Annotated in this window: 5 protein-coding genes; 2 read left to right on the forward strand and 3 right to left on the reverse strand. The window is 37.3% G+C overall.

From position 1 onward, the window contains the following. Nucleotides 1-154: 154 nt before the first annotated feature. Both AC3DU7_RS21405 and AC3DU7_RS21410 read right to left on the reverse strand, forming a co-directional pair. The gene (locus tag AC3DU7_RS21405; protein WP_488041325.1) at nt 155-760 is read right to left on the reverse strand and encodes a Uma2 family endonuclease; all 606 of its coding nucleotides are present in this window, start codon (nt 758-760) and stop codon (nt 155-157) included. A gap of 22 nt (nt 761-782) precedes the next feature. Next, nucleotides 783-1,010, reverse strand: a complete 228-nt coding sequence (locus tag AC3DU7_RS21410) for a DUF4926 domain-containing protein (protein ID WP_488041326.1) — start codon at nt 1,008-1,010, stop codon at nt 783-785. 616 nt (nt 1,011-1,626) lie between these two features. Here AC3DU7_RS21410 and AC3DU7_RS21415 point away from each other — a divergent pair. Both AC3DU7_RS21415 and AC3DU7_RS21420 read left to right on the forward strand, forming a co-directional pair. Next, the gene (locus AC3DU7_RS21415) at nt 1,627-5,451 is read left to right on the forward strand and encodes a tetratricopeptide repeat protein (RefSeq protein WP_488041327.1); all 3,825 of its coding nucleotides are present in this window, start codon (nt 1,627-1,629) and stop codon (nt 5,449-5,451) included. 93 nt (nt 5,452-5,544) lie between these two features. Continuing rightward, nucleotides 5,545-5,961, forward strand: coding sequence for a hypothetical protein (locus tag AC3DU7_RS21420; protein WP_488041328.1), 417 nt, complete (start codon nt 5,545-5,547; stop codon nt 5,959-5,961). Nucleotides 5,962-6,020: 59 nt separating this feature from the next. Here AC3DU7_RS21420 and AC3DU7_RS21425 read toward each other — a convergent pair whose 3' ends face one another. After that, nucleotides 6,021-6,260 carry a DUF2281 domain-containing protein gene (locus tag AC3DU7_RS21425; protein WP_488041329.1) on the reverse strand — a complete coding sequence of 80 codons (240 nt, stop codon included), beginning with the start codon at nt 6,258-6,260 and terminating at the stop codon, nt 6,021-6,023. Nucleotides 6,261-6,413 lie beyond the last annotated feature (153 nt).

Raw genomic sequence — 6,413 nt, forward strand, 5'->3', positions numbered from 1 at the left:
ATCTATGTCAAACACCAAGAAGAAAACCTTCTACCTTCTGCCTTCTACCTTCCTTTCACCAAAGAATAAGTATTCAAGCGGACATGATATAATTGCAGAATAGTTTTAAGGAAAAAGAGCGATCGCGCTAAATATTTCGAGCTTTATTTCAGAATTATGAAGTTGGCATAACGTCGTCTAGTCGCAGTTGTAAATTTGGAAATAAATCAGAATAAATTGGCTCACCCAAGCGATATTGTTGCTGTTGATAAATACCATTTACTAACTGGCAAATTGTGAAAGTAGGTTGTTTAGGATTGCCAATAAATTGTAAACCACCTAATGCTTTAAAATCGATAATCCAATATTCTGGAATATTTAAAAAAGCATATTCTTCTACTTTTCTGGCATAATCATCTTGCCAATTTGTGCTAACTACTTCAACAACAAGTTTAATAGTACTACCATTACAAATTACAGGTTCTTTTTGCCAAAGAGGTTCTTGAGTTAGTTCGATTTTATCTAATACTATTACATCAGGTCGTAGTGCTGTAGTTTCAGTATATAGGGGTTTAATTAGGCAATTTTTAGGAATTAACCAATTAAAATTATTACGAAAAATTTCGACATAAATTCTACCAGCAATACTCCCGGCAATAGCTTCGTGAGGGCCTGTAGATTCCATGTCTCTTAATTCTCCGTCAATTAGTTGATAACGTGTATTCTCCCCGTATTGGGCAATAAATTCTTCAAAATTAAGTTGTTTGGATGAGGTGTACATTTCAGTTATCAATTATCAGTTATCAGTCTGTATGCAGCAACATTAGTTTTTCAAGTTCAAGGGATACTAATGCGTAAGTTTGCCCATTTTTATTATCAAATTCTACCTCAAAAGCTTTTCCTTGCTCGTAAATTTCTACCACAATTCCTACTTGACCTCTAGGTAATATTACTTCTTTATCGGTCATAAATTGTGTAGTTTTCATATTCTTTGTTAAAGCTACAGTATCATGTAATTTGATGTCATTCATTCGTTTTATCTCCATTAATCAATGGGATAAACTGTCGTTAAACGTGGAGAATTTTCATTAATTGGTTGCCTTTGAGTCTAGCGATCGACAAACTAACATTCGGAAATTTCAGTATTAATTTTAGGTATTCCGCGATAGTCAATACTATTGGTATTGCCAGTGACGGAAGATTGGCCCTTATGATTAATTTCTAAATGGTAAAGCCTTCAAATAAGGCCAAAAAGAAAACTTATTTGGGATTGCTGATTTGATTTCAGGAATAGCTGGTAAAGTTTATGATATTATATTAAGCAAGACATAATTTTGATTGGTGATGCTCAAAATATAATGTCGTCTCTTCAGGGTTAAATCTATACTGTTGTATTTTTGGAGCTTGATAAAATGTGCCAGTAATTTAGGCTATAATCAGGGGCGCATTATTATCAGTAATCAATATATTATTTTTGATTTTTATTTATTCAAAAAAGTTAAGTACTATGACTAAAAATAAATCGGGAAATCAGTATATTCAAATTGGTGATAACTGTAGTAAGAAACCCTTGAAAGTATCTCTGACTATTGAAATTGCTCAGTACAATTAAATTTTGTAAATACAATCCGACATAACAAACAAAATATGGCGAAGAATCACTTAGTGGTAAATCATATTGAGGATTCAATACAACTTTTTTGGCAGAGAGGACAAAATATGCCTCGTTCTGCTCCTCCTATATCTTTTGAGAATCCTTTCGACCAAAAAGCTTTGGAAGACTTACGTTGGTATCTGGAGCAGTATCTACGATTTCCTTACGGAATTGAACCAGACAAAGCAAAAAAAATTGAGCAACAGTTTCAGATTTGGGGACAGCAATTATTTGAGCTGATATTTCGCAGTAGTGAAGAAGCACGAGGATATTTTCAAGAAGCTACTAGAGAAGGACTGAATCATTGCGAACTCAGCATCACTTCAGATAGCCCTGTGGTGCTAAATTTACCTTGGGAATTATTGTACTCGCCATTGGACAGAAGTTTCTTAGCTCCATCTCTGGCAGGAATGTATCGTAGTTTGAACAGTTTTGCCTTGCGGGCAGAAATGGCGGAAATGCCCCAAGATAAGTTGAATATTTTGTTGGTGATTGCGCGACCCTATGGAGAGCGTGATATTGCCTTGAAAACCATTGCTCGTCCAATGCTGGAAGCCTTGAAACCAATTCAGCAGCAAGTCAACCTTAAGGTTTTGCGTCCTCCTAGTTTCGATGAGTTTGAAAAGGAACTAAATGCACACAAAGGGTTTTATCATATTGTTCATTTTGATGGACATGGCGACTTTGACTCTACCAGTCAAGGCTTTCAACACTCATTTGGGAGTGCAGCAGGGCAAGGAGTGTTAGTTTTTGAGCATCGGGATGGTTCTGCCCAAATTGTCACTGCTGCTCAAATTGCCCAGAGTTTAACAGATTGTGGCGTGCCGATTTTTGTGATAAATGCTTGCAAATCTGCTCAAGAGGGAGTCGAAAATTTTTCTTCAGTTGCAACACGATTGGTTTCTTTGGGTGCTAAGGGGGTGGTAGCAATGGCTTATAAAGTTCAAGCTAAAGCTGCCAAATATTTTATCGGACGTTTGTATGAAGAGCTAGTTGAGGGAGCTAGTCTCGACCAAGCAGTGGCAAATGGACGCAAAGAAGTTTTAAATAACCGTCTGCGTCCCAGTCCTAAAGGTGATTTACCACTAGCAGACTGGATGGTGCCAGTACTTTACCAGCAAACAACCTATGTACCGTTTACCTCGAAAGCGGAAACTGGAGGGTTGGCTGGCATTATGGAGTTAACAACTAATGTCACCGAAAGTACAGCGATGGTTAATTTACCAGAGGAAAGTGCTTATGGCTTTATTGGTCGGGACTATGACATTTTACGTTTAGAGAGAGGATTTCGCCAAAATCAAGTAGTTTTGTTACAAGGCATAGGTGGAGTTGGCAAAACCCAATTAGCTGGAGGTTTTGCTAGTTGGCTAGGACAAACTAAAGGAAGAACTGGAGGAATTTTCTTTACCTCTTTTGAGTTTGGTGCTGGTTTAAGCAATATAGTCAATCAGATTGGTAGAGCATTGATGGGAGAAAAGTTTTCTCAATATCCTTTTGAGAAACAACGACAGGGTGTACTGCAATATCTCAAAACAAATCCTTGTCTCCTGATTTGGGACAATTTTGAACCTGTAGCTGGTTTTCCTACTGGTAATGAGCCACTACTACCAGATACAGAGCGAGATGAGCTAAAACAATTTCTCAAAGACTTACGCGGAGAACAAACCTGGGTACTGATTACCAGTAGGCGGGAAGAACCTTGGCTTGATTGTGGTTATAGTCTAATGAATTTGGGCGGACTTACTCAACAAGATGCAGAGGAGTTGGCTGCTAAAATTTTACAAACCGCAGGTGTAGATAGAAAAAAACTGCCCCAGGAATATTTAGAATTATTGAGTCTTTTAGGGGGACATCCCCTCTCTTTGCGCGTTATCCTACCTTATTTGAAGACACAAACACCTCTACAACTTATTGAAGCTCTGCGCCAAGGATTGGATACGTTTAAGGGACTCCAAGAGGAAGGAAGAGATAAATCTTTGACAGTATCTCTAGATTATTCTTTTAGCAAATTATCTGAGCGTACTCAACGACACTTACCCTTTTTAGCCTTATTTTCTAAACGAGTTCATGTACATTCGCTTCAGTTATTATCGAAAAGTTGTGATGGTGAATTTGGAGAGTATGGGCAAGCATATCGAGAAGTATTTGGGGAAAATTTAGAAGAATCTGATTGGTTACAGATTCTCAATGAAGCAGTAGCAGCAGGTATTCTAGAGTATCTAGGTTCAAATATTTACAAGATTCACCCGGCTCTTCCCTGGTATCTGCGCCAGCAGTTGGCTGAAGCACATTCCCAGGAGGCAATTAAAGAACTGGAAAAAAAGTTGCTGCGTTTCTACGCAGGGTTGGCAGTTTATTTGCGAAAAGAACTGCTCAGTGAGGCGAAATATACCAATTTTACTTTCCTCTTGGAAGAACCAAACCTATTGCAAAATCTACGCTTTGCCGAACAAAATCAGGATTGGAATAACGCGAAATGTATCTTACAAGCCTTGGGGGATGTATATAGACGCCTTGGTCGTCAACCCGAATTTAGAGCACTGCGACAACGAATATTAAAACAGATTGGCATACATTCGTCAGAGGTAAAGACCAAGGGAGTAAATGCCTTGAATTTATGGGAGTATCTAATAAGTAATGATGCAATTGAAGCTTTTGAGAGTGGTGATATAGAAACATCCAGGTTATTCCATCAAGAAACGTTGGATGAACTCACTGACTTAAATGACCCATCTGTCAAGCGTAATATTGCTGTTGCCAACATGGAATTGGGTCATGTGGCACAAGCAAAGCATGACTTTGACACAGCAATTGATTACTATCAAAGAGCTTTTGAGATTTATAAGGAGGTTCAAGATTTGTCGGAGGTCGCAAGTGTTTATAATGCTCTGGGGGTAGCATATCAAATGAAAAAAGATTTTGACACAGCAACCACTTATCACCAGAAATCTAGGAAAATTAATGAAGATGTTGGAGACTTGTATAGCGTTTCTAGCAATTACTTGGAGCTTGGCTTGATTGCCTATCAACAGCAAAAATTTGACTTGGCAATTAGCCAGTTAAAAGAAGCTCTCAAAATCAGGGAAGACTTAGGAGACTTAGAAAAAGCTGCTAATGTTTATCAGAATTTAGGTATGATAGCTCGCGAGCAAGAAAATTTTTCGGAAGCAATTAAATATTTACACAAAGCTCTAAAAATTCGAGAAGATGCTAAAGATTTTTACAAAGCTGCACCTGTTTATCAAGAATTAGGGAATGTTTCCTATTCCCAGCAAAATGTTAGTGATGCTATTGCTTACTACCAAAAAGCAATTAAGATTTACGAAGGTTTAGGTCAGCCTTACAAATCAATTTCTGCTTATCATAATTTAGGTCTTATAGTTAAAAAACAGAAAAAATTTACTGAGGCAGCTAGATATTACCTAGAGGTAGCTAAAATTTACCAAAGGTTTCAAGACTGGAACAGGGCTTCTTTATACCTGCAAGAGGCAGGAAATTCCTCAGAATGGCAAGGAGATTTTGGCACTGCCCTGGAGATTTATATCAAAGCATTTCTGATTGATAGTCAATATAAGCCCGACTCTATTGAATTAGATATTGAAAATTTAGGATGGATGTTTTATGAGTTGGGAGAAAGTCAGTTTGACTCAATTTGGCAAGAGATTACTGGCAAAGAATGTTCAGGCGAACTGCGGACAAAAATTCGTAAATTTGTTGCAGACAGTGATGGAAAGATACCGATTGTAAATCCTACGATTCTAAGTCCTGAGATTCCTTTGTTTATGTTAAGAATTGCTAGATATAGAGCTACGCATTAAGGTTAGGACATTTATAAATCCTGAAATCTTTTGACAGTTGACTATTTCCTAGCGTGTAGCGCTATATAATCAAGAAAAAGAGGATAAATAATTATGGAAGCACAACTCAACAGTATCGAAATCAAAGGCAAACAACAGCTATTACAAGATTACCAACCTGCTCAAGAAGCAATGGCTGTCCTAGAAAAACATGATGGTAGATTTGACGCTAGTTTCGACCAACTTTGGTCAGAAAAAAATGGCATACAAGATTACGGCGAAGGAGAATCTCTCTGGGAAGTTACGAAAAGGGTACTCCGCCAAGAAATTTGTGGTGATGAGGGTTTTCGCTCGAAGCTCTCTGACTACAATAAAAATCCTGGTAGTGCTTCTTTACTTACAGGAGCAATTGTTTATTTAGTAGGATTGACCAGTTTACCAATCAATCCAGCGATCGCCACTATCATTGTGCTGTATATAGTCAAAGTTGGATTGAATATTTTCTGCGAATATACAGAACCAGCGGATTAATTTGACATCTCTCTAAAGCCAAATTCAGAGTTAACCATCCCCATGTATCTACAAAAAGTTTATTCTCTATAAAGTTCTGAATCAATATTTTGAGCTAGAGAACCGCATTCTACTGCACCAATAAAATCAGCTAAAGGATCGCTTTCTTTCACTTCTTTTTTTTCAAAGGGAAGAGAAAAAAGCTGTTCTTGGGAGTAAAGCAAAAAATTGACAAACTGTAAAACTTCTGGGATTTTATGCTCTGGTAATTTCTCAATTCTTCTTTGCAATTCTTCTTTGACATTTTCAATAGAATTCATTAATTTCACCTCCATTTGTTACTTTAAAGATAAAACAAAGGATGTAGTCGCTTGAAAAACAAGGTAAAAGTTTCATCTAAAACATAATCTGTTGTATAAATTCTCTGATTTTGAGAGGTGAAATGCCGATACAAATTTACAGTTTCCTGATGT

The sequence above is a fragment of the Okeania sp. genome, from assembly GCF_983059655.1.